19 protein-coding genes and 2 tRNA genes are annotated in these 22802 nt (G+C 72.3%); 8 read left to right on the top strand and 13 right to left on the bottom strand.

Annotation, left to right across the window (positions count from 1 at the left end):
- The first annotated feature begins 88 nt into the window (after window positions 1-88).
- Entirely contained in the window at window positions 89-2527 is a 2439-nt protein-coding gene (dnaB, locus tag G011_RS0116855; RefSeq protein WP_026338377.1) for a replicative DNA helicase, read from the top strand.
- Window positions 2528-2629: 102 nt separating this feature from the next.
- Here dnaB and G011_RS0116850 read toward each other — a convergent pair whose 3' ends face one another.
- The 6 genes from G011_RS0116850 to upp all read right to left on the bottom strand — a co-directional run bounded on the left by G011_RS0116850 (window position 2630) and on the right by upp (window position 7871).
- On the bottom strand, window positions 2630-4285 hold the full coding sequence (locus G011_RS0116850) for a TlrC/CarA/OleB/SrmB family ABC-F type ribosomal protection protein (RefSeq protein ID WP_019609508.1): 1656 nt from the start codon (window positions 4283-4285) through the stop codon (window positions 2630-2632).
- Window positions 4286-4908: 623 nt separating this feature from the next.
- Window positions 4909-5139 carry a hypothetical protein gene (locus tag G011_RS0116845; RefSeq protein WP_019609507.1) on the bottom strand — a complete coding sequence of 77 codons (231 nt, stop codon included), beginning with the start codon at window positions 5137-5139 and terminating at the stop codon, window positions 4909-4911.
- 434 nt (window positions 5140-5573) lie between these two features.
- Window positions 5574-6083, bottom strand: a complete 510-nt coding sequence (locus G011_RS0116840; protein ID WP_013155825.1) for a PH domain-containing protein — start codon at window positions 6081-6083, stop codon at window positions 5574-5576.
- Between the two features lie 18 nt (window positions 6084-6101).
- Window positions 6102-6263: a hypothetical protein gene (locus tag G011_RS32125; RefSeq protein ID WP_013155824.1), complete on the bottom strand. Its 162-nt coding sequence runs from the start codon at window positions 6261-6263 to the stop codon at window positions 6102-6104.
- A gap of 308 nt (window positions 6264-6571) precedes the next feature.
- Complete coding sequence (locus tag G011_RS0116830) at window positions 6572-6805, bottom strand: hypothetical protein (RefSeq protein WP_019609506.1); 234 nt, start codon at window positions 6803-6805, stop codon at window positions 6572-6574.
- Window positions 6806-7217: 412 nt separating this feature from the next.
- Complete coding sequence (gene upp / locus G011_RS0116825; RefSeq protein WP_019609505.1) at window positions 7218-7871, bottom strand: uracil phosphoribosyltransferase; 654 nt, start codon at window positions 7869-7871, stop codon at window positions 7218-7220.
- A gap of 309 nt (window positions 7872-8180) precedes the next feature.
- On the opposite strand from upp, the gene G011_RS0116820 reads away from it, so the two are divergent.
- The 4 genes from G011_RS0116820 (at window position 8181) to G011_RS0116805 (ending at window position 9788) form a co-directional block, all read left to right on the top strand.
- The gene (locus G011_RS0116820) at window positions 8181-8681 is read left to right on the top strand and encodes a tRNA adenosine deaminase-associated protein (RefSeq protein WP_013155821.1); all 501 of its coding nucleotides are present in this window, start codon (window positions 8181-8183) and stop codon (window positions 8679-8681) included.
- Between the two features lie 44 nt (window positions 8682-8725).
- Entirely contained in the window at window positions 8726-9214 is a 489-nt protein-coding gene (locus tag G011_RS0116815; protein ID WP_013155820.1) for a tRNA adenosine deaminase-associated protein, read from the top strand.
- Window positions 9211-9693 (top strand): nucleoside deaminase, encoded by a 483-nt coding sequence (locus G011_RS0116810; RefSeq protein ID WP_013155819.1) that lies wholly within the window; start codon window positions 9211-9213, stop codon window positions 9691-9693. The genes G011_RS0116815 and G011_RS0116810 overlap by 4 nt, the downstream gene beginning before the upstream one ends.
- Window positions 9694-9703: 10 nt before the next feature.
- Window positions 9704-9788: transfer RNA gene (locus G011_RS0116805), tRNA-Ser, on the top strand.
- A 243-nt stretch (window positions 9789-10031) separates the two neighbouring features.
- Here G011_RS0116805 and G011_RS0116800 read toward each other — a convergent pair.
- Window positions 10032-10892, bottom strand: a complete 861-nt coding sequence (locus G011_RS0116800) for a LacI family DNA-binding transcriptional regulator (RefSeq protein WP_019609503.1) — start codon at window positions 10890-10892, stop codon at window positions 10032-10034.
- Window positions 10892-13366, bottom strand: a complete 2475-nt coding sequence (locus G011_RS0116795) for a glycoside hydrolase family 2 protein (protein WP_019609502.1) — start codon at window positions 13364-13366, stop codon at window positions 10892-10894. Before G011_RS0116795 ends, G011_RS0116800 begins: the two co-directional genes overlap by 1 nt.
- A 172-nt stretch (window positions 13367-13538) precedes the next feature.
- Between G011_RS0116795 and G011_RS0116790 the strand changes: the two genes are divergently transcribed.
- Both G011_RS0116790 and G011_RS0116785 read left to right on the top strand, forming a co-directional pair.
- Window positions 13539-15722, top strand: a complete 2184-nt coding sequence (locus G011_RS0116790; protein WP_019609501.1) for an alpha-galactosidase — start codon at window positions 13539-13541, stop codon at window positions 15720-15722.
- Window positions 15723-15906: 184 nt separating this feature from the next.
- A complete protein-coding gene (locus G011_RS0116785) occupies window positions 15907-17172 on the top strand; it encodes an ROK family transcriptional regulator (protein WP_231391512.1) in 1266 nt (421 codons plus the stop codon).
- A gap of 21 nt (window positions 17173-17193) precedes the next feature.
- On the opposite strand, the gene G011_RS0116780 is transcribed toward G011_RS0116785, so the two are convergent.
- From G011_RS0116780 to G011_RS0116770, 3 genes are all read right to left on the bottom strand, one after another.
- Window positions 17194-17748: a PadR family transcriptional regulator gene (locus tag G011_RS0116780; RefSeq protein ID WP_019609499.1), complete on the bottom strand. Its 555-nt coding sequence runs from the start codon at window positions 17746-17748 to the stop codon at window positions 17194-17196.
- Between the two features lie 38 nt (window positions 17749-17786).
- Entirely contained in the window at window positions 17787-18644 is an 858-nt protein-coding gene (locus tag G011_RS0116775) for a Rieske 2Fe-2S domain-containing protein (protein WP_019609498.1), read from the bottom strand.
- Window positions 18645-18764: 120 nt separating this feature from the next.
- Window positions 18765-20774, bottom strand: a complete 2010-nt coding sequence (locus tag G011_RS0116770) for an NADPH-dependent 2,4-dienoyl-CoA reductase (protein WP_019609497.1) — start codon at window positions 20772-20774, stop codon at window positions 18765-18767.
- 111 nt (window positions 20775-20885) lie between these two features.
- Here G011_RS0116770 and G011_RS31810 point away from each other — a divergent pair, with 111 nt between their 5' ends.
- The gene (locus tag G011_RS31810) at window positions 20886-21059 is read left to right on the top strand and encodes a hypothetical protein (protein ID WP_019609496.1); all 174 of its coding nucleotides are present in this window, start codon (window positions 20886-20888) and stop codon (window positions 21057-21059) included.
- 68 nt (window positions 21060-21127) lie between these two features.
- Here G011_RS31810 and G011_RS0116760 read toward each other — a convergent pair.
- Window positions 21128-21212, bottom strand: a tRNA-Ser gene (locus G011_RS0116760).
- A gap of 102 nt (window positions 21213-21314) precedes the next feature.
- Window positions 21315-22673 carry a DUF2252 domain-containing protein gene (locus tag G011_RS0116755; RefSeq protein ID WP_019609495.1) on the bottom strand — a complete coding sequence of 453 codons (1359 nt, stop codon included), beginning with the start codon at window positions 22671-22673 and terminating at the stop codon, window positions 21315-21317.
- Window positions 22674-22802 lie beyond the last annotated feature (129 nt).

The raw sequence follows: 22802 nt of genomic DNA, 5'->3' as shown, positions 1-22802 counted from the left end.
CGAGGCGCCTCCGGCGTCCGCCATGGGGCATCCTGGAAGGGTCGGCCCGTTCCCGGGTCGACGGAAGTACCGTCCCGGGGGAGCGTTCGTGAGTGTCGCTGAGCAGCCACCTGAAGAAGGCGGATACGAGCGCACCCCGCCCCACGACATCCAGGCCGAGCAGAGCGTGCTCGGCGGCATGCTGCTGTCCAAGGACGCCATCACGCAGGTCGTGGAGATCATCCGCTCCGCCGACTTCTACCGCCCCGCGCACCAGATCATCTACGAGAGCATCGTCGACCTCTTCTCCCGCGGCGAGCCCGTGGACGCCATCTCGGTCAACGCCGAGCTGACCAAGCGCGGCGAGGCCACCCGGGTCGGCGGCGCCCTCTACCTGCACACCCTCACCGAGGCGATCCCGGCCGCGGCGAACGCGGGCTACTACGCCAAGATCGTCTCCGACCGCGCGGTCCTGCGCCGCCTGGTCGAGGTGGGCACCCGCATCGCCCAGATCGGCTACGCCGGGGACGGCGAGGTGGACGACCTGGTCGACCACGCCCAGGCCGAGATCTACAAGGTCGCGGAGAAGCGCACCGGCGAGGACTACGTCGCGCTCGCCGACATCATGCCGGGCGCCCTGGACGAGATCGAGGCGATCGGCGCCAACGACGGGACCATGACCGGCGTGCCCACCGGCTTCGCCGACTTCGACGCCCTCACCAACGGCCTCCACCCCGGCCAGATGGTCATCATCGCCGCCCGCCCGGCCGTTGGCAAGGCGCTGGCCCTGGACACGCCCCTGCCGACACCCGGCGGATGGACCACCATGGGGGAGGTGGAGGTCGGCACCGAGCTGATCGCCGCCGACGGGACACCCACCCGGGTGGTGGCCGCCACCGAGGTCATGACCGGGCGACCCTGCTTCGAGGTCGTGTTCGACGACGGCACCACCGTCGTCGCCGACGGCGACCACCAGTGGCTGACCCACACGCGGGCCTCGCGGCGCGCGGCCCGGGAGGCCGAGGCCCGGGGAACGGTTCCCCGTGTGCTGCCCGAGGTGAGGACCACCAGGGAGATCGCCCGGACCCTGCGTACGGAGACCGCCGACCGCAGGCTGAACCACTCGGTGGTCAACACGGAGGCCATCGAGCTGCCCGAACGCGTCCTCCCCCTGCCGCCCTACTTCCTCGGCGCCTGGCTCGGTGGCGGAGCCTCCGCCGCCGCCCGGGTCACCAGCACGGACCCCGAGGTCCTGCTCAACATCGAGGCCGAGGGACTCGTGACCAAGCCGGTCGGCTCCACCGGCATGACCTACGGTGTCTTCCTGCCGGAGGAGGACACCACGCCCACGGCCCGTGAGTGCGTCGCCAGCCACGGCAGCGTCCAGGCGCGGTTGCGCACCCTCGGGGTTCTGGGGAACAAACACATCCCCCAGGAGTACCTGCGCGCCTCGGTCGACCAGCGGCGCGCCCTCCTCGCCGGTCTGCTGGACACGGACGGCACGGTGAACGCCACCGGCTCCGTGCAGTTCGCGGTCACCAACCAGCGCCTGGCGAACGGTTTCCGGGAGCTGGCGCACAGCCTGGGGTACCGCACCGGGATGTCGACCAGGAGGGTCGACGGCAGGTCGGAGGCATCGTCCACCTGCTACACGGTCACCTTCGGCTCCAGGAGCGAGGTCTTCCGGCTCGAACGCAAGAGGCGTGCGCACCGGGAGCGCGGCGCCGACCGAGGTTACGCGCGGATCGGCTCCCGGTTCGTCACCGAGGTGCGACCGGTGGAGAGCGTTCCGGTCCGCTGCGTCCAGGTGGACCACCCGGACCACCTGTTCCTGGCCACCCGGTCGATGGTCCCCACCCACAACTCGACGCTGGCCCTGGATTTCGCGCGTGCGGCGTCCATCAAGCACGACATGACCGCGGTCTTCTTCAGCCTGGAGATGGGGCGCAACGAGATCGTCATGCGCCTGCTGTCGGCGGAGGCCCGGGTGCCCCTGCACACCATGCGCTCGGGACTGATGACCGACGAGGACTGGACCCGTCTGGCCAGGCGCATGGGCGAGGTGGCCAACGCGCCCCTGTTCATCGACGACTCCCCGAACATGTCGATGATGGAGATCCGGGCCAAGTGCCGACGTCTCAAGCAGCAGCACGACCTCAAGCTGGTCATCGTCGACTACCTCCAGCTGATGAGCTCGCCCGGCCGGGTGGAGAGTCGCCAGCAGGAGGTCTCGGAGATGTCCCGGTCCCTCAAGCTCCTGGCCAAGGAGCTGGAGGTCCCGGTGGTGGCGCTCTCCCAGCTGAACCGAGGCCCCGAGCAGCGCACCGACAAACGCCCGCAGGTGTCCGACCTCCGTGAGAGCGGATCGATCGAGCAGGACGCGGACATGGTCATCCTGCTCTACCGCGAGGACGTGCACGACAAGGAGTCGCCGCGCGCGGGCGAGGCGGACATCATCGTGGCCAAGCACCGCAACGGCCCCACGGCGGACGTGACCGTGGCCTTCCAGGGCCACTACAGCCGGTTCGTCGACATGGCGCCCGGCTAGACCGGCGCTTCGGGGCCCGCCGCGCGGCGGGCCCCGAATATCGGCTAGTCGTAATAGCGTTTTATGGCCAAGCCGATTTGTCGACAAAGCGCTACGTCCGCTTCACGCGGAGTCGCTGACCACGATCCCCTCCCGTAGTTCCAGGTGGCGGCCGGTGAAGCGCTGTCGGGTCCTGCGGTCGTGGGTGACGACCACCAGCGTGCCCTCGTAACGTGTCAGCGACTCCTCCAGGTCCTCCACGAGACCGGGGGAGAGGTGGTTGGTCGGCTCGTCCAGGAGCAGCAGGTCGTAGGCCCCCGACGTCAGCCGGGCGACCTCGATCCTGCGGCGCTGGCCCACCGACAGGGACGCCACCGGCTGGTCCAGCTCCCCGGGCCGGAACAGCCCGAGCGAGGCGAGCTCGTCCCGGTGGTCCTCGGCGTACCCGGGCCGCCCCGCGGCGTAGGCGCCGAGCACGGTCTGTCCGGCGGCGAAGGAACCGTCCTCCTGACGCAGGTAACCCACCCGGCCGGGGACCGAAACCCGCCCCTCGTCGGGGACCGCGTCCCCGGACAGGAGCCGGAGCAGGGTGGTCTTGCCCGCCCCGTTCGGCCCGGTGACCAGCACGCGTTCGCCCGGAGCGAGGTCCAGGCAGGGCACCTCCAGGCGGTGGTCCACCCGGACCCCCTCCAACGAGGCGGCCGGAGCGCTCTCACCGGTGCGGGATCCGGTGAACCCGGCGGTCATCCGCAGCGGTACCGGCGGCGGCGCCACCGGGTCGTTGGTCAGCCTCTCCACCCTCTCCTTGGCGTTGCGGACTCGGCCCATGGAACCGTGCGCGGCCCCCCGCATCTTGAACGCCCCGTGGCCGAACGCGGCCTTCTCCATCTTGCGCGGGATGGCCTTCAGGGCCGCGATGCTGTTCTCGGCCAGCCTGCGCTGCCGGGCCAGGTCGGCCCTCCACTCCTCGTACTCGCGGATCCACCGGGCCCTGGCCGAGGCCTTCGCGGCCAGGAACCCGTCGTAGCCGTTGCCGTACCGGTGGATCCGGCGCAGGTCGTGGTCGACCTCCAGGACGGTGACGGTCACGTTGGCCAGGAACGCCCGGTCGTGGGTGACGGCCACGACCGTGCCCCGGTGGCGGCGGAGCCGGTCCTCCAACCAGGCGACCGCGCGGTCGTCCAGGTCGTTGGTGGGCTCGTCCAACAGGAGCAGTTCGGGCGAGGCCGCCAGCATCGCGGCCAGGGCCAGGCGCGAGCGCTCCCCGCCGGAGAGGGTCCTCAGCGGGCGGTCGCGGTCCAGGCCGGGAAGGCCCAGCCCGTGCAGTCCGGCGTCGACGCGCGCGTCGGCGTCGTAGCCGCCGCGTGCCTCGAACCGGGCGAGCAGGTCGCCGTAGGCGTCCAGCTCCTCCGGGGTGGCGGAGCCGAGCGTGCTCTCCGCCGCGCGCAGGCGCGCCTCCATGTCGCGCAGGACGGCCAGGGCGGAGTCGATCGCGTCGCCGACGGTGCCGGTGGAGACCCCCACCGCCTCCAGGGTCTGCGGCAGGTAGCCGGTTCCTCCCGGGGCCCGGACCGTGAGGTCGCCGTTGGTGGGCTCCTCCTCCCCGGCGAGCAGGCGCAGCAGCGTGCTCTTGCCCGAGCCGTTGTCGCCGATGATCCCGACGCGCTCGCCGGGGCTGATGGTGAGGGTGACACGGTCGAGCACGGTGTGGTCGCCGTAGCGGTGGGTGATGTCGTTGAGGGTGAGCTGGGACTGTGCTCGTACTCGGGCGGTGAGCATGCGCGCCTCCTGATCTGCGGTGTGGCTGGGAGAGGAGCCGCGGATCGACGGTGGGGCGCTGGCGTTCCGGGTTTCGGACAGGGCGCGGCGATGGCGCGGGTCCGAGAAAAGGGAACGGTGAGGCCTTCCGTGGTCGACCGCGGTACGGCGACGCCGGGGAGCGTGGGGAGGTCGCCGTGCGGCATTGGGCGCTGGCGGCGTCGGCTCGGGCGTCGGACGCGGGACTACAGGAAGATCAGCCTCATGAAGAAGACGATACGTCTCGTTTTCTTGGCCGTCAAGCGGACATCCGTGAGACCGACATCACGGTATTCGGGGTGCCAGTGGCCCTGTAATGGCTAACCACTTTGCTATTTATGGTCAAGCCGATTTGTCGACAAAGGGATGTGACGCCAGGAGGGCACCGCCGGGAGGCCCCGCGCTGACTCCGCGCACGACGAGGGGGCCGTCCCACGGGACGGCCCCCTGTGCTCGCTTCGGTCCGCCGCGCATCCGCCGCCGGATCGGCTCGGCCCCTTCGCTCGCCGGGCCCGTCCGCGCGGAGGGCGCGCTTGGCCCCGGGCAACGGCGAAGGCCTCCTCGCCCGGAGGATCCGGCGGGGAGGCCTTCGTTCGAGCCGCCGGCTAGAGCCAGCGGACCTCGGGGCGGCTCCGACCGTTGTCGTCGGTGACCAGCACCCAGTGCATGATCGGGTGTCCCGACGTCGTCGCGTCGGCGTCCTCGCGGGGCTGCGGGACGTTGACCGGCTCGGTCGCGAGACCGGAGAGGCGGTTGGTCCCAGCCGAGAGGCGGATGCGCCGACGGGTCGTCGAGAACCGAGTGGGGTGGGGTGCACGGTCCGTCCTGCGCGCCATGGGACCCTCCTCGTTTCCGTTTCAGATGTCCCAAGTTAACCCTACGTTCACCTTCGAGTCAATTCGCCGGATTTCGTGGGCGTGGTCCATCAGGGGTTCGGCCTCCGTGTGAGGCCTGCTTGGAGACCTGCCCAGGTCGGCGAGTTCTATGCGTGATGAACTGACTTCACTGTGTGACGGTCCGCTGACCTGCAATGAGGAAAGAAGTGTGTCACCCGTAGGAAAGGTGAACAAAAGGTGAACGAAGCGCGAAAGGGGGTGGCCGGTCCGATCGCACGTGCCCGGCGCCGCGCGGCAGCACCGGAGGGACCCGGCCGTGTACGACGGCCACGGCCCACCGGGGACCGCCTGCCGCCCGCCCGGCAGGGGCCCGAACACAGCGAGAGCACCCGCCGGGACGGCGGGTGCTCCGCGTGGGCCTTGAGGCGTGGCGGTCACTCCTTGAAGATGAGCCCCACGACCTCCAGGTAGAGCTGCTCCGGGTAGGGGATGAAGTCGATCCGGCTCAGGGCCTGGTCCTGACCGGCCGACTCCATCACGAAGGTCCCGTAACCGAGGAAGCGGCCCAGCAGGGTCCGCTCGAACCTCATGTCGGTGACCTTGCCCAGCGGCATCATGTTCACCTGCCGGACGATCAGGCCGGTGGTCAGCAGGAGTCGTGCGGAGGTGATGACGAAGTAGTCCACCGACCACTCCGCTACCCGCCACACGAACCACACCAACACCAGCAGCCACACCCACCAGATGATCGCCAGCGTCGCTGCGCTGTCGGCGATGGAGGTGTTGCTGAGGATCCCGGCGAGGATCAGCGCGCCGAGGACCGCTCCGACCGGACCGATCAGCACCGCGGGGTGCCGACGGATGGTCACCACGTCCTGCTCGTGCGGCAGGAGGTAGCGGTTGACCGACGCAGGAGCGCTGTTACTCGACGCTACGAGCCGCATGCCACCCGACCGTTCCGGTTACAGGAGCGCGTTGACGAAACGGGACATCGACTCCGCGCCCCCCATCAGACCGCCCAGAGCGCTCTCGATGACCCCTGCAGCGCTTTCCGGCTGTGTGAACAGATAGAACGCCACGAAAGCGATGAGCGCGTAGCCGCCCCATTTTTTCAACTTCGCCACGACTGACTCCCCTTGGAATCCACCTGACCCACCAACCCAGCAGTGATTGTCGCACCGACCATCATGCCCGTAAAGCCTGGGGCGCACCCTCGGCGTGGCGGTATGTCGGACCTTCCTCGCATGCGGGCTGTGTCCGGTTCCGGTGGTGTTGGTAACCCAGTGATTGGTGGTCCGGAATGTGGTTCAGGTCCACCGAGGACTATGACATTAAGGACACTGCTGGATATAAGGGGGTAATTCATAGCCCCCTGTCCAGGTCACCGGAGTTCGGACAGGCCGAAAACCTCGGTAGGACCTGCTCGGATCCGCTAGGACTGCTCGGCGAAGGCCAGCGCGAGCACCTGGAGGTGCTGTCGGGCGATCCGCTCCACGAGGTCGGGGGTGGCCTTGCCGGTCACGTCCTCGGCGCCGTGCCGCGCCGCGTCCACGCACCGCGTGACGGTGGAGGTGTGGTGCACCTCGGAGAACTCCTCGGCCAACCGGCTCCGCACCGGTTCGAAGCGAGAGTCGCGGGCGGTCGAGGTGGAGGGGTTCTCGGTCATCTCACTCCTTGGGGGCTACGGGGGTCGCGCTGTGTGTTCTTCCGGGATCTTTCGGTAGCCGCTGGAGGGTGGACGAAGCGTCGCGCCTGAGGAGGCGCGGGCGTGCGGTGTCAGCGGGCTGATGATGAGGGGTCTAGGGGCGAGGGGTGTTTCGGTCCGGCTGGTCTCCGCTTACGGGCGTGCGGGAACCATCTTCGCTCCTCTCTGTTACATTACCGTCTCGAAATGAATTCGGCTAATGCAAAACCGTGTCGGCGCTTGCGCCGGCTCGCCGTGTCCACCTGGGCGGACGGGGGAGTCGGCAGCAGGCATGCCCGGTTTTCGGTCGTTCATTCCTCCGGCCGCAAAAAGAGCCGAAAAAGCGCCCAACCGTGATCCGGTGGGCGCTGGGGGTGGATGGGGCGGATGTGTCTCAGGCGCAGCCGTAGAGGCGGTCGCCCGCGTCGCCCAGTCCCGGCAGGATGAAGCCCTGCTCGTTGAGCCGCTCGTCCACCGCGGCCGTCACCACGCGCAGGGTCGCGCCGTGGTCGGGGTCCAGGTCCTCGGCGAGCCGGTGCTCCACCGCGGTCAGGCCCTCGGGGGCGGCGAGCAGGCAGATCGCGGTGATGTGGTCGGCGCCCCGCTCCACCAGGAGCCTGAGCGCGGCGGCGAGGGTGCCGCCGGTGGCCAGCATCGGGTCCAGCACGTAGCACTGGCGGCCGGACAGGTCCTGCGGCAGCCGGTCGGCGTAGGTGGCGGGCTGGAGGGTGTCCTCGTCGCGGGCCATCCCCAGGAAGCCGACCTCGGCGGTGGGCAGCAGGCGGGTCATCCCGTCGAGCATGCCCAGGCCCGCGCGCAGGATCGGCACCACGAGCGGCGTGGGACGTGTCAGCTGCGTTCCGGTGGTCTCCACGAGCGGGGTCCGGATGGTGACGTCCGTCACTCGGACGTCCCGGGTCGCCTCGTAGGCGAGCAGGGTCACCAACTCGTCGGTCAGGCGCCGGAAGGTCGGGGAGTCGGTACCCACGTCGCGCAGGGTGGTCAGTTTGTGCGCGACCAGGGGGTGGTCGACGACCAGGGTTTCCAAAGCGTTCTCCGGTTGAGCTGGGACAACAAGACGGTGGCTGGGGAGGAGGCCTGCCCGAGTCTAACCGCGCGCACCCACCGGACCGGAGGCGCCGAGGGCCGCGCGGTCCCCGCTCCGGACCGGCGCGGCCGCGCGGGGGGCGTGGGAGCGGCGGAGGGGCAGCGGGGATCCGGTTCTCATGAGAGCGTGGTCCGGAATGACGCGGACCGAGGGGGACGGTGGCACCGGAGTGATCGTTACCATGTCACTCGCACGGGCGATCCGGGATTCCTTCGTCCGCACCGATACACCGGCCGGGTTGGGGTGACGATGACAGTGCTCGATCATGGTGACGACGACTCGGGCGACTTCGCGGCCATCGCGTACAGGGAAGAGGAGTACTGGGACGTCGACCTGCTCCCCGTGACCCTGACGCACGACCTCAAGGGGCTGATCCACGCCCTGCGCCAGCAGCCGAGCATCAGCGGCTCCCTCGGTCTGGTCTCGGTCGGCGACGACTTCTTCATCATCGTGCGCGTCTACGGCGAGGACGTCTCCCTCTTCCTGTCCGACGTGACCGCGTCCGTGGACTGGCAGGTGGCCCGGGACGTCCTGGACTACCTGGACATCGACCAGCCGGACGACGACGACCTGGACCAGGTGCTGCCCGCGGGCGACCTGTCCATCGTGGCCGACCTCGGACTGGACGAGATGGAGCTGGGCGCCCTGGCGGGCGATCTGGACCTGTACCCCGACGAGGTGCTGGCCAGCGTGTCCGAGCGGCTGGGATTCGCCCAGTCCTTCCAGCGTGTACTGGACGGTATGGGGTAAGGACCTGCTCTAGAAGAGCATCCGGGCGGACAGGAGAGCACGCGGTGTCGACCTTCGCAGCGGTCTTCGCTCCCAACGGGAGGACGTGGCGGGGAACCGAGGTCGAACTCGGGGACGTGGACGTCATCGACGACGTCACCGAACTGATGCTCGACTTCGCGACCGACCGGGGCAGCGAGGTCTCGATCCTGCTGGTGGAGGCCGACGACGAGTGGTTCGCCATCGTGCGCGCCGACGACGACGGCGGTGAGCCGCGCGTGTACCTCTCCGACGCGCGGGTGGTGCACGACCACCCGCTGGCCTCGGTGCTGTCCGAGGCCGGGGGGCTGGGCGCGCCGCCGCCCTCCGAGAGCGCCGGAGCCCGGCCCGACCCGCGGCCCGACGGCGACGGGGGCCTGCTCTCCGACCTGGGCCTGACCGAGGAGGAGTTGCGCTCCCTGTCCGTCGGCGGCGGGGTCCTGCCCAGCGACGTCCTGGCCGTGGTGGCCGAGCGCGCGGGCTTCGCCGAGATCCTCGACGGCATGAGGCTGTGATCGGGCGGGACGTCCTCGACGCCGCGCTGCGCGCGGCGATCGCCGAGGGCGAGGCCGCCCTGGAGACGGGCGACGTGCCGGTGGGCGCGGTCGTGCTGGACGCCGACGGCGCCGTCCTGGGCACCGGGCGCAACGAGCGCGAGGCCACCGGCGACCCCACCGCGCACGCCGAGGTGCTGGCGCTGCGGGCCGCCGCACGCGCTCGCGGCGAGTGGCGGTTGGGCGGCTGCACCCTGGTGGTCACCCTCGAACCCTGCACGATGTGCGCGGGCGCGACGGTGCTCTCCCGCGTGGACCGGCTGGTCTACGGCGCGCGGGACGCCAAGGCGGGCGCGGCCGGGTCGGTGTGGGACGCGGTCCGCGATCCCCGCCTCAACCACCGCCCGGAGGTCGTTCCGCCGGACCTGGTGCCGCGGGAGCTCTCGGACAGGTGCTCCGATCTCCTGAGCCGGTTTTTCGCACGGCGCCGTATCCGGTAGAGTGTCTCGCGGTGGAGTCGCCTAGTGGCCGATGGCGCCCGCCTCGAAAGCGGGTAAGGGGCAACCCTTCGAGGGTTCAAATCCCTCCTCCACCGCACGAGGCCGATGTTCACGCGGGTGAGCGTCGGGCCGGTAGAGGTAGCGAGGGCCGGTTGGTCCGAGCCGACGCACGGTGTGCGCGGCGCGGAGCAACCGGCCCTTCGCGTTTCCCGGACCGGGTTCCGCCGGCCGGGTCAGGGTTCGGCGGCCGGAGCGCGGCCCCGGAACGACTTGTCGGCCTGTCGACAGGTCGCCCCGTCGACAGACCGACAAGCCGCCTTGGCGACGGGCCGGTGCGGCTACTCCCCGGCGGGTGCCGGGCCGGTGCTGCCCCGGGGTACGAAGCGCGCCGCGGGCGACCACCGCTGCGCGACGGCCGTCCCGTCGGCGCACTCCAGGGCCGACTCCGCGACCGCGACCCCGTACCGGTACACGTCCACGCTCATGGTGGTGAGCGCGGGCTCGGCCAGGCGGCACATGGTCGAGTCGTCCCAGGCCACCAGGCTCAGCTGCCCGGGGACCCGCACGCCCAGGCCGCGGGCGGCGTCCAGTCCGGCCACCGCCATCACGTCGTTGTCGTACAGGACCGCCGTCGGCGGGTCCTCCCGTTTGAGCAGCTCCGCGGTGAGCCGGGCGCCCGCCTCGTGGGAGTAGTCGCCCTCCAGGACCACCGGGGCGGGGATCCCGGCCGCCCGGCAGCCCTCCGCGAGGGCCTCCGTGCGGGCGCGTGTGTGCAGCAGCTCCACCGGCCCGCTCACCCGGGCGACGCGTCGGTGGCCCAGTTCCAGCAGGCGCTCCAGCGCCGTCCGGACCGGGGACACGTGGTCGGTCAGGACGGTGGGCGTGGCGGGGTCCGGGACCGGGCTGCCCGCGACCACCGCGGGCAGGCCCAGCTCGCGCAGCACGGCGGGGCGCTCGTCCCCCTCGGTCGGGTTGACCACCACGACCGCGTCCACCAGCCGCCGCTCCGCCCACCGGCGGTAGGCGGCCAGCTCGGCCTCCCGGCCGGTCACCAGGTGCAGCAGGACCGACATGTCGCGCTCGGCCATCCGCTCCTCGATCCCGGCGATGAACTCCATGAAGAAGGGCTCGGCGCTCAGCAGGCGGCGCGGCCTGGCCAGGACCAGCCCGACCGCGCCTCCGGTCCCGGACCCGTCCATCACGCCCGCCGCGCGCGCAGGGAGTTGGCCGAGCGCAGGACGGGGGCGGCGGTCAGCGCCGTCGGGTCCACCTCCGCGTCGGTGCGCACCAGGAAGCTGTGCGTCTCCCCGGCCAGCAGGTCCACGAGCATGTCGTCCACCTCGGCGTCGGAGGCCACCCGGTCGGCCAGGACGGAGACGTCCCTGGCGAAGGACGAGGCGCGCACCTCCACCCGGTAGCCGCCCTCCACGGGCGCGGCGACGGCGGTCAGCGCGTCGGGGTCGTAGGACAGGTGGACGTCCTCGCGGAAGGGCCGCACGAGGCGGGCGTCGCGGGTCGTGGCCACGAGCACCTCCTCCTTCGCGTCTCCGGCCGCGAGCAGCTCCCGTGCCAGGTCGAACTCCGCCGCGGAACGGGGCGGTACGGCCAGCTCGATCCTAGCGGTGTGCAGCACCTCGCCCCCGAAGGTCTGGCGCTGCGCGCTGACCGGCTCCGACCAGGCCTCGTCGGTGTCGTTGACGGCCACCAGCACCAGCCGCCCGTCCCGGGGCTGGACGGTGAGCAGGCGCGGCGCGTAGGCGCGGCGCAGCCCGTACCAGAGCGGCTTGGGACGCTCCTCGCCGTCCACGGCCGCCCAGGAGGTGACCGGCCAGCAGTCGTTGATCTGCCAGACCAGGGCGCCCGCGGTGCGCGGCCACCAGGACCGGAAGTGCTCGATGCCGAACGCCACCGCGCGGGCCTGGTTGAGCTGGGTGGCCCAGTGCCAGTCCTCGAAGCTCCTCGGCGTGGGCAGGTGGGCGGACAGGCCCCGGGAGAGCTTGCCGTTGCCGTCCTCGGCCTTCTGGTGCAGCAGGAAGGCGGGCGAGGTGGGCGTGAGGGGCTCGTCGTGCACCCAGTCGGTGAGGGTGGCCCAGGTGGGCGGACCCTGGAAGCCGAACTCGGAGCAGAACCGGGGCACGTGGTCCTGGTAGGCCCGGTAGTCGGTCTGGTTCCACACGGTCCACTCGTGGCGCGTGCCGTGCGCCTCGTCGTTGGGGTGGACCTCCTTCGGGGCGTACCCCGGGGTGTAGGGGCTGCCGTCGGCGTAGAACCGGGTGGGGTCGAGTTCGGCCACGACGCGGGGGAAGAGGTCGGTGTAGTAGCCGTAACCCCAGGTCCGGTCCCCGAGCCGCTCCTGCCAGCCCCAGTCCATGAAGCCCCAGAGGTTCTCGTTGCCGCCGTTCCACAGGGCCAGCGAGGCGTGCGAGGTCAGGCGCGCGACGTTCTCCCGGGCCTCGGCCTCGAACTCACTCCACAGCGGCTCCTCCTCGGGGTAGGCGGCGCAGGCCAGGAGGAAGTCCTGCCACACGAGGACGCCGCGCTCGTCGCAGACGTCGTAGAAGTCCTCGCTCTCGTAGATCCCGCCGCCCCACACGCGCAGCATGTTCATGTGCGCGCCGACGGTCTGGTCCACGCGCCGGGCCAGGCGCTCACGCGTGATCCTGGTGAGGAAGTGGTCGTCGGGGATCCAGTTGGCGCCCTTGACGAAGATCGGCTTGCCGTTGACCACGACGGTGAAGGGGGTGCCGTGCTCGTCGGGCGTGGTGTCCACGGTGATGGTGCGAAAGCCCACGCGGCGGTCCTCCGAGCCCAGCGGCTCGGCCCGCCCGTCCGCGGTCAGGGTGACGGACAGGTCGTACAGGGGCTGGTCGCCGTGGCCGACCGGCCACCACAGGCGGGCGTCGGGCACCTCGACCACGACCACGCCGCTCTCCGCGCCGGGCGCCACGTCGGCGGTGGCCCGCACACCGGCGACCTCCGCGGACAGGACCAGACCGGAACCGGGAGCGCTCCCGGACCACTCGACGTCGGCGTGCACCTCCACCCGGCCGGTGCCGTCCTCGCCGACGGTGACCAGCGGGCGCACCTGGGACAGGCGGGCGGTGCGCCACCGCTCCAGGCGCACGGGCTTCCAGATCCCGGCGGTCTGGAGGTCGGGCCCCCAGTCCCAGCCGAAGGAGCAGGCCATCTTGCGGACCATGTTGTACGGGTGCGTGTTGGTGTGCGGCCGCTCGCCGAGTTCCCCGCGGACCTCCTCGGCGTACTCCAGAGCGGACCGGAAGACGACCACGAGCTCGTTGGCCCCGGCGCGCAGCGTGTCGCGCACGTCGAAGCGGTACCCGCGGTGCATGTTGGCGGTGGTGCCGAGCACGGTGCCGTTGAGCTCCACGGTGGCCACCGTGTCCAGGCCGTCGAAGGCCAGGTCGACGCGTTCGCCGTCCTCGACCGCGTCGGCCTCGAACGTGAGGGAGTAGCGCCAGCCCGCGCGGTGCATCCAGGCCAGCTCGGTCTCGTTGCTGTCCAGGTAGGGCTCGGGGATCAGCCCGGCGGCCAGCAGGTCCAGGTGGGTGCTCCCCGGGACCTGGGCGGGGACGGTGCGGCCCGCGACGTTCTCCGGGACGGGCCCGCTCGTCGCGGACAGCCGCCAGCCGTCGTGCAGGGTGTGACGGATCATCTGTGCCTCTCGGGGCTTCGGGGGCGGGGACGTCCGGCGTGTCCGCGGAGCGCGCTCCGCGGGGCGTCGCGGTCGTCGTGGGGCGGCGGTCCCTCTTGCGCGAACCAGCCACCTCGGGGATTCTTACTTTTCCGAACAAAGTAAGTCAACCCTGTTCCCGACCACGAAGGACGTGGCGACCGTGGCATCGCACCGCCCCCTCTCCGGCGGCTCCGACCTCCCCCACCTGCGCGCCGCCGGGGTGAGCCTCCTGCTGGACCTGACCGGTCAGACCCTGCCCCGGGTCCTGCACTGGGGTTCGGATCTGGGCGACCTCTCCCGCGGGGAGCTGGACGACCTGCGCCTGGCGCTGAGCCCGCAGCCCATCGGGTTCTCCGTGGACGGGCCGGTGGAGGTGGCCGTGCTCCCCGAGCAGTCCGCAGGCTGGCTCGGCACTCCGGGCCTGGTCGGCAACCGGGGCGGCGCCGACTTCTCCACCGCCTTCCGCGTGCGCGAGTCCGCGGTGGAGCACCGCTCCCCGGCGGGCGGGCGCCTGACCGTACGCGCCGAGGACGCCCGGGCCGGGCTCTCCCTGGACCTCGTGGTCGAGCTGACGCCCTCGGGCCTGGTCCGCCAGCGAGCCACCGTCACCAACGGGGCCGCGTCCCCCTTCGCCGTGGACGCCGTCAACCTCGTCCTCCCCGTCCCGGCCGAGGCGGTCGAGCTGCTCGACTTCGGCGGGCGCCACATGCGCGAGCGCAGCCCGCAGCGGACCGCCTTCACCCAGGGCCTGCGGGTACGCGAGAACCGCACCGGGCGCACCGGTTACGACGCGGCCCACCTGCTGGCCGCGGGGACGCACGGCTCCGGCAACCGCTCCGGTGAGGTGTGGGCCGTACACACGGCCTGGTCGGGCAACCACCGCACCTTCGCCGAGCGCACCTACCACGCGGTGTCCCTGCTGGGTTCGGGCGAGCTGCTGCTCTCCGGGGAGGTCGTGCTGGCCGAGGGGGAGTCCTACACCACCCCGTGGCAGTACGGCTCGCACGGGCACGGGCTGGACGAGGTCTCCGCCCGCTTCCACCGGCACCTGCGCTCGCGCCCGCACCACCCCTCCACCCCGCGCCCGGTGGTCGTCAACACCTGGGAGGCCGTCTACTTCGACCACGACCTCGACCGGCTGCGCGAGCTGGCCGACGCCGCCGCCCGTGTGGGCGCCGAGCGGTTCGTGCTCGACGACGGCTGGTTCGGCTCGCGCCGCGACGACCGGCGCGGCCTCGGCGACTGGTACGTCTCCGACGAGGTGTGGCCGGACGGGCTGGGCCCGCTCACCGACCACGTCACCGGGCTCGGCATGCAGTTCGGGCTGTGGGTGGAGCCGGAGATGGTCAACGAGGACTCCGACCTGGCCCGCGCGCACCCGGACTGGATCATGGCCGCGGGCGACCGGCTGCCCCGGCCGGCGCGCTCCCAGCAGGTGCTCGACCTGGCCCGTCCGGAGGCGTTCGCGTACGTCCTGGAGCGCCTGGACGACCTGCTGTCCGCCTACCCGATCTCCTACCTCAAGTGGGACCACAACCGGGACCTGGTCGACGCCGGGCACCGGCCGACCGGGCGGGCCGGGGTCCACGGCCAGACCCTGGCGGTGTACCGGCTGATGGACGAACTGCGCCGCCGCCACCCGGGTGTGGAGATCGAGTCCTGCTCGTCAGGCGGCGGACGGGTGGACCTGGGGGTACTGGAGCGCACCGACCGCGTGTGGGTCTCCGACTGCATCGACGCCCTGGAGCGGCAGGACATCCAGCGGTGGACCAACGCGCTCGTCCCGCTGGAGCTGATGGGCACCCACGTGGGGGCTGGCACCGCGCACACCACCGACCGCCGCCACACCGTCGACTTCCGGGCCGGGACCGCCCTGTTCGGGCACTTCGGGATCGAGTGGGACCTCACCCGCGCCGACCCCGCCGACCTGGCCCGCCTGCGGGAGTGGGTGGAGCTGTACAAGGAGCTGCGCGGCCTGCTGCACACGGGGACCGCCGTGCACGGCGACCACCCGGACCCGGCGGTCCGGGTGCACGGGGTGGTCGCCGAGGACGGGTCCGAGGCGCTCTACGCGATCGTCGCCACGGGAACCTCGGAGCTGTACCCGACCGGGCCCGTCCGACTGCCGGGCCTGCGCCCGGAGGCGGTCTACCGGGTCCGCCCGCAGGCGCCCGGGGACGTGCCCGACGGCAACGCCCACCGGTGGGGGGTGCCGCTGCCCTGGTGGACCCCCGAGGGCGTCCGCGTCAGAGGCGCGGCGCTGGAGCGCGCGGGCCTCCAGGCGCCGGTGCTCTTCCCGGAACGGCTGGTCCTGGTGCGCGCCACCCGGCTCTGAACCCGGCCTCGGCCCGGCTCGGGAGGGCACCACGCGTGCCGTCCCCCAGGGGCACGACACGGAGGAGGGAGCCCGGCCGGGGGAGCCGGGTTGCCGTCCCCGCGCGCGGGCGCGACACTTGGCCCACGCCCGCCCGCCGGACGCGGAAGGGGCGGGTCCCCGCGCGCGGGCGCGACACGACCGGATGGAGGTGGCATTGGGCGGGCCGTCACGGGCGATTCCGCACACGACGAGCAGGGCGGCGGTCCTCGACGTCATCCGTGCCGCGGGCACGATCAGCCGCGTGGGACTGGTGGAGGCCACCGGGTTCACGGGCGCGACCATCTCCACCGTCGTCCGCAGGCTCATCGACGACGGCCTGGTCCTGGAGACCGGGCGCGCCGAGTCCACCGGCGGCAAGCCGCGCGTCCTCCTCCGGCTCAACCGGGAGTCGCGCTACGCCGTGGGCGTCCACATCGACCCCATCGGCATCACCTACGCCCTCATCGACCTCACCGGCGCCGTGGTCTCCCGGATGACCCGCGCCGGGGTGAACCGGGACGAGGACCCCGCCGAGACCACCTCCCGCATGTCCCGCCAAGTGGAAGCCCTGGTGGAGGGCGCCGGGGTGGACCGCGAACGGGTACTCGGCGTCGGGCTGGTCGCCCCGACCGGCGGGCTCCACCGGCACCCCTCGCTGCGGCACTGGGCCGACTACCCCGCGGCCGGGGAACTGGAGGGCGCGGTCGGCCTGCCCGTGGTCCCCGGCAACGACGCGACCGCCGCCGCCCTCGGTGAGTACTGGTCCGGTGTGGTCGGCGGGTCGTCCATCTTCGCCGCCGTGTACATGGCCACCGGCGTCGGCGCCGGGGTCCTGGTCAACGGCATCCCCTACCACGGGGCCAGCGGCAACGCCGGGGAGGTCGGGCACGTGTGCCTGGACGTGGACGGGCCGCTGTGCTGGTGCGGCGGACGCGGGTGCGCCGAGGCGGTCGCCGGTCCGGCCGCCGTCGTGGCGGCCGCCCGTGCCGACGGGGACCTCGCCCGCGCCGCCGGCCTCACCCGGGAGGGCGGCCCGGTCCGGCCGTCGGTGGGCGCGGAGTTCACCGCCGTGGTCCGCGCGGCCCGCCTGGGCCAGCCCACCGCCCGCGCCCTGCTGGACCGCTCCGCCCGCCACCTGGCCGTGGCGGTCCGCACACTGGCCAACCTGATGGACCTGGACCTGCTGGTGCTGACCGGTCCGAGCCTGGCCGCGGCGGGGTCGGTCTACCTGCCCGTCATCCAGGAGGAGCTGGACCGGGCCTTCTTCGCCCGCGCCGCCCACCCGGTCGAGGTGCGCATGTCCACGTCGGCCGCGACCGCGCCCGCCATCGGCGCGGCGGCCATGGTCCTGCAGGGCCAACTGGTTCCGCTGCGCCCCGGGCTGCGTCTGCCCGAGAACCTGTCGGAGTCCGGGGCGGACTGGGACTGAGAGTCCAGCGGGCCGACGTGGTCAGGCGTCCGGGGTGCCCTCCCCGGCGCCCTCCAGCTCCTCGACGGCGCGGGTCAACCACGCCACCCACCCGGCCTCCACGTCGATGCCGCCGAGCAGCACCAGGCGCTGGACCCGCTCCCGTTCGGTGGCGGGCCCGTCCGGGTAGTCGCGCCGCTCGAACCCGCGGTACTCCTCCAGCCGCAGCAGGTGCAGGTCGCGGTGGCGGCGCAGTTCCGGAACCAGGCCGCGCACGCCCACCACCCCGGCGGCGCGCAGCCGCAGCGGCAGCGGGTCGCGGGAGGCCCTGGGGTCCTCGCGCAGGTCCACCCAGCGCTCCAGCTCCTCCCGTCCCGCGGGCAGCACCTCGTACTCCTTGCGCCCTCCGCGGGTCGGCCCGTCCGTCGCCAGCGCCCGGATCAGCGCCGCCCGCTCCAGCTTGCCCAGCTCCCGGTAGATCTGCTGGTGGGTGGCCGACCAGAAGTACCCGATCGAGCGGTCGAAGCGCCGGGCCAGCTCCAGGCCGGACGAGGGCTTCTCCAGCAGGGCGGTCAGGATGGCGTGGGGCAGGGACATGGGCGCATTCTAGGCAGCGTCGCGGGAACCGCGTTCCGTCACGGAGCGGACTCGGGCAGGCGGACCATCACCCGGCCCTCCACGACCGACGCGTCCAGGACCTGCGGCGGAGCGGTCGCGGGCCCGTGGACCACCGTCCCGTCGTCCAGGCGGAACTCGCTGCCGTGCCAGGGGCAGCGCACGCACCCGTCCACCCGCTCGCCCTCGGCCAGGGGCGCGCCCATGTGCGGACACGTGCCCAGCATCGCGCTCACGGAGCCGCCCGTCCGCGCCACCAGGACCGGGACGCCCGCCACGTCACCCCCGCCGAGCCCGCCGTCGTCGAACCCGTCCAGCGGGCCGAGGTCGTGCCAGCCCCCGGGCAGCAGGTCGACCAGGTGGTCGGCGCTGTTGGCGCCCGCCGACCGGTAGTAGGCCATGTGCCCGCCCAGGGACCCGCTCAGGCCGACCATGCCCACGCCGACCAGCGCGAGGAACCTCCCCCAGCCCTGGCGGCCGCGGGCCCGGGCCAGCGAGGAGGCGCCGAACAGCAGGGTGCCGACGCCGTTGGTCGCCGCGTGGACCACGCCCACGCGCTGCTGGCGCTCGTGCTGCTGCGACCAGTCCGCCAGACCGCTCACCACGGCGGGCAGGGTCGTGACCAGCCCGGCGTTGACCAGCGCGTGCGCGCTGCGTCGGTGGTCCCCGGGCAGCGAGTCCAGCAGGACCGCCGCCATCCACGTACCGAGGGGCAGCTGCACCAGGATCGGGTGGACGGGGTGTCCGAGCTGGACCCCGTGCAGCATGTCGCGGACGGTGCCGGACGGGATCCGTTCGGCCAGGCTCTTCATGCTGGAGACCGCGGGGTCGAGCTGCTCGTCGCGTTCGATCCGGCGGATGCGTTCACCGATTCTCATGGTGGTGCGGCTACCCGGGGCGCGCGCGTGTCACTCACGGGACCCGGGGCCGCGCGGATCCTTGAACCCGGCTTTCCCCGGCCTCCCCGGACCCTTGCGCCGGGGAGGCCGGGGCGGGCGTCACAGCGCGGCGGCCAGGCGGGTGCCCTGGTCGATCGCCCGCTTGGCGTCGAGCTCGGCCGCCTCGTCGGCGCCGCCGATCAGGTGGACCGCACGGCCCGAGGCGGTCAGCTCGTCGGCGAGGTCCCGGAGCGGCTCCTGGCCCGCGCACACCACGACGGTGTCCACGTCGAGCACGCGCTTCTCCCCGTCGACGGTCAGGTGCAGGCCCTCGTCGTCGATCCGGTCGTACTCGGCCCCCGCGACCGTCTCCACACCGCGGTGGCGCAGCTCCAGCCGGTGGATCCACCCCGTGGTCCTGCCCAGGCCCGCACCGACCTTGCCGGCCCTGCGCTGGACCAGGTGCACGGTGCGCGGCGACGCCGGACGCCGGGGCTCGCCGAGGCCGCCCCTGGAGGCGGGGTCGGTGTCCACGCCCCACCTGCGCAGGAACTCCCCGGTGTCGACGTCGCCCCCGCCGTCGGTGAGGAAGGCGGCCACGTCGAAGCCGATGCCGCCCGCGCCGATGACCGCCACGCGCTCGCCGACCTCGACGTTCCCGCGCAGGACGTCCGCGTAGCCCACCACCTTGGGGTGGTCCACGCCCGGGATCCCCGGCACGCGCGGGGTGACGCCGGTGGCGAGCACGACCTCGTCGTAGCCCTCCAGGTCGGCGGCCCCCACCCGGGCGCCCAGCCGCACGTCCACCCCGTGCCGGTCGAGCTGGACCCGGTAGTAGCGCAGGGTCTCGTCGAACTCCTGCTTGCCCGGCACGCGGCGGGCCAGGTTCAGCTGGCCGCCGATCTCCCCGGCCGCGTCGAACAGCGTGACCTCGTGCCCGCGCTCGGCGGCGGACACGGAGAAGGCGAGCCCGGCGGGGCCGGCGCCCACGACGGCCACCCTCCTGCGCAGGCGGGTGGGGGAGAGCACGAGTTCGGTCTCGTGGCAGGCGCGCGGGTTCACCAGGCAGGAGCTGGTCTTCAGGCTGAACGTGTGGTCCAGGCAGGCCTGGTTGCAGCCGATGCAGGTGTTGATCTGCTCGGGGGTGCCCGCCGCGGCCTTGGCGACGAAGTCGGGGTCGGCCAGGAAGGGGCGGGCCAGGGAGACCATGTCGGCGTCGCCCCCGGCCAGGATCGCCTCGGCCACCTCGGGGGTGTTGATGCGGTTGACCGCGACGAGCGGCACGGACACCCGGCCCCGGAGCCTGCGGGTCACCCAGCTGTAGGCGCCGCGCGGAACGGACGTGGCGATGGTGGGGATGCGCGCCTCGTGCCAGCCGATGCCGGTGTTGATGATGGTCGCTCCGGCCTCCTCCACGGCCTTCGCCAGCCGGACCACCTCGTCGAACGTGGAGCCGCCGGGCACCAGGTCGAGCATGGACAGCCGGTAGACCACGATGAAGTCGGCGCCGACGCGTTCGCGCACGCGCCGCACGATCTCCACGGGGAAGCGCATGCGGTTCTCGAAGGAGCCGCCCCAGTCGTCCTCGCGCCTGTTGGTGGCCCGGGCGACGAACTGGTTGATCAGGTACCCCTCGGAGCCCATGATCTCCACGCCGTCGTACCCGGCGTGCCTGGCCAGTTCGGCGGCCCGGACGAAGTCCTCGATGGTGCGCTCGACCTCGTCGCCGGTGAGCGCGCGGGGTGTGAAGGCGCTGATGGGGGCCTGGATCGCGCTCGGCGCCACGGAGTCCTCGTTGAAGGCGTAGCGGCCGGTGTGCAGGATCTGCATGGCGATGCGCCCGCCCTCGCGGTGCACCGCCGCGGTGACCACGCGGTGCTCCTCGGCCTCCGCCTCGGTGGTCATCTTCGCGGCGCCCTTGTAGGTGGCGCCCTCGGGGTTGGGTGCGATGCCGCCGGTGACGATGAGGCCGACGCCGCCCCGGGCGCGCTCGGCGTAGAAGGCGGCCATCCGCTCGAAGCCGCCCGGCGCCTCCTCCAGGCCCAGGTGCATGGAGCCCATGACCACGCGGTTGGCGAGGGTGGTGAAGCCCAGGTCCAGCGGTTCCAGCAGGTGGGGGTAGTCGCCCATGTCGTCTCCTCGCGCGGTGCCTCGCGGGCCGGTGTCCGGTCGGCCCCCACTCATTATGCAACAAGTTGCAAAAAGGGTCGCGGCCGCACCTCGCGTACCGGCGGAGCGGGGTTGGGCCGCCCCTCGACCAAGGGCACCGAGTCGTCCGCGGGCGAACGCCCGATCGGCCTTCCCGGGCCGCTGGTCGCGCTCCTGCGGGAGCACCGGGCCAGCCAGGAACAGGAGCGAGACGCTGCTGGAGACCTGTGGGAGGAGGGCGGCTCAGGCTCCGGTACGGCCAACTGAGACTACGGACGACGAAGGCCCCGACCGGTGTCCGGTCGGGGCCTTCCGTTTGCCCTGGTGGGCGTCCGCGGAGGATAGGGGATTCGAACCCCTGAGGCGTTGCCACCAACACGCTTTCCAAGCGTGCGCCCTAGGCCACTAGGCGAATCCTCCGCGAACAACTCTACATGCCGTCACGGGGTGCTCTGAACAGGTTTTCGCGGCCCCTCCCGGGCCCGTCCGGACGGGCCCGGGACCGGGCTTCCCGGCCCCGGGTCACAGGTCCCGGCTGGACCTCACCGCGCTGATGGCGTTGTTGCGGAAGGCGTCCACGAACAGTGAGTAGTCGGCCCGGGTCTGGGCCGCGTACCGGTGCGCGAAGTCCACGCACCACCGCGTGAACTCCGCCTCGCGGCCGTCGAGCACCGCCATGACCGCCTCCTCGGTCTGACCGCGCACGAGCGTGGCGTCCGCGTGCGAGTCGGACACGCAGTGCGCCTTGGCGGTGGCGCGCCCCAGGTAGTCCAGCACCGGCGCGATCTCCGCGGGCTCGGTGAGGTCGTCCCAGTCCAGGTCGTTGGTGTAGGGGGAGACCTCGCTCACCACGAAGCCCACGCCGCCCATCTCGGTGTGGCCCAGCAGCGGGTCCGCGTGCGCCTGGAGCGCCCGCTGGGACATCGCGGTGCGGTGCCCGTGGTGCTGGAAGTGGTCCATGATGCGCTGGTCGGTCACCACACGCGAGGGCGCCGCCACGTTGCCCTGCTTCATGGACAGCACGATGTCGTTGTCCCACGCCTCCGACTGGCCCTCGATGAGCAGGGTGTAGGCGGGCAGCCCCGCCGAGCCGATCCCGAAGCCGCCGCTGCCCACCACGTCCTTGACCGCGTAGTTGATCGACGCGTACCGCCGGTCCTCGGGGATGGTGTCCAGGTAGGCCTCGTAGGCGGCCAGGACCCGTTCCCGCTCGGCGTCGTCCAGGCGGCGGGCCCGGGGGCCCTCGGCGAAGCGGCGGGTGTACCCGTCGCGGGTCGTCATGGACGACAGCATCTCGGCGCGGCTGTTGAGCCGGGTCTTCTGGAGCACGTCGTGCACGGTGCCGTCGGTGTTGCCCAGCTTGAGCGAGAACTCCGAGTCGTTGCCCGTCGTCGCGAACTCGCGCACCTGGGCGATGTAGGCGTCGACGTAGTGCGGCAGGAGCGCACTGATGTCCTCGTCGGACAGGGCCTTCTGCCAGCCCATCACCCCGATGCTGGCCGCGAACCTGAGCACGTCCCAGGTGAAGTGGCCGAGGTAGGCCTCGTCGAAGTCGTTGACGTCGAACACCAGCCGCCCGGTGGAGTCCATGTAGGTGCCGAAGTTCTCCGCGTGCAGATCGCCCTGGATCCACACCCGCGAGGTGCGTTCGTCGGCCCAGGGGTCGTCCATGCCCGAGACGTCGTCGTAGAAGAGCGCGGCGCTGCCCCGGTAGAAGGCGAACGGGTTGGCCGCCATCTTGCGGAACTTGACGCGGAACGCCGCCGGGTCGGCGGACATCAGGTCCGAGAAGGCGTTCTCCAGCGTGGCGACGATGAGGTCGCGGCGCTCCGCGGAGCCGTCGGTGGAATCGAGCCGGTCGAGCATGCCCATGCCGTCCATGATCTCTGAGAGGTTACGTGTGTGCCGGTCCAGGCCCCGTGGGCCCTGTGCCCGAGATGAGACGCCCGGTCCGGGAGGCGCGTTCCGCCCGATTTCCGTGTTCCGGAGGGCGACCCGCTCCGGGGAGCG

The organism is Nocardiopsis sp. CNS-639, assembly GCF_000381685.1.
Classification (GTDB): Bacteria; Actinomycetota; Actinomycetes; order Streptosporangiales; family Streptosporangiaceae; genus Nocardiopsis; species Nocardiopsis dassonvillei.
The sequence above is the reverse complement of the archived record's forward strand: the minus strand, read 5'-3'. Positions and strand labels throughout refer to the sequence as shown.

What these genes read in the sequence shown, in the direction of transcription:
- G011_RS0116850 (WP_019609508.1), bottom strand. Translation starts at nt 4,285, where the DNA reads ATGCTCACCGCCCGAGTACGAGCACAGTCCCAGCTCACCCTCAACGAC.
- G011_RS0116845 (WP_019609507.1), bottom strand. Translation starts at nt 5,139, where the DNA reads ATGGCGCGCAGGACGGACCGTGCACCCCACCCCACTCGGTTCTCGACG.
- G011_RS0116840 (WP_013155825.1), bottom strand. Translation starts at nt 6,083, where the DNA reads ATGCGGCTCGTAGCGTCGAGTAACAGCGCTCCTGCGTCGGTCAACCGC.
- G011_RS0116830 (WP_019609506.1), bottom strand. Translation starts at nt 6,805, where the DNA reads ATGACCGAGAACCCCTCCACCTCGACCGCCCGCGACTCTCGCTTCGAA.
- G011_RS0116820 (WP_013155821.1), top strand. Translation starts at nt 8,181, where the DNA reads ATGACAGTGCTCGATCATGGTGACGACGACTCGGGCGACTTCGCGGCC.
- G011_RS0116800 (WP_019609503.1), bottom strand. Translation starts at nt 10,892, where the DNA reads ATGGACGGGTCCGGGACCGGAGGCGCGGTCGGGCTGGTCCTGGCCAGG.
- G011_RS0116795 (WP_019609502.1), bottom strand. Translation starts at nt 13,366, where the DNA reads ATGATCCGTCACACCCTGCACGACGGCTGGCGGCTGTCCGCGACGAGC.
- G011_RS0116785 (WP_231391512.1), top strand. Translation starts at nt 15,907, where the DNA reads ATGGAGGTGGCATTGGGCGGGCCGTCACGGGCGATTCCGCACACGACG.
- G011_RS0116780 (WP_019609499.1), bottom strand. Translation starts at nt 17,748, where the DNA reads ATGTCCCTGCCCCACGCCATCCTGACCGCCCTGCTGGAGAAGCCCTCG.
- G011_RS0116775 (WP_019609498.1), bottom strand. Translation starts at nt 18,644, where the DNA reads ATGAGAATCGGTGAACGCATCCGCCGGATCGAACGCGACGAGCAGCTC.
- G011_RS0116770 (WP_019609497.1), bottom strand. Translation starts at nt 20,774, where the DNA reads ATGGGCGACTACCCCCACCTGCTGGAACCGCTGGACCTGGGCTTCACC.
- G011_RS0116755 (WP_019609495.1), bottom strand. Translation starts at nt 22,673, where the DNA reads ATGGACGGCATGGGCATGCTCGACCGGCTCGATTCCACCGACGGCTCC.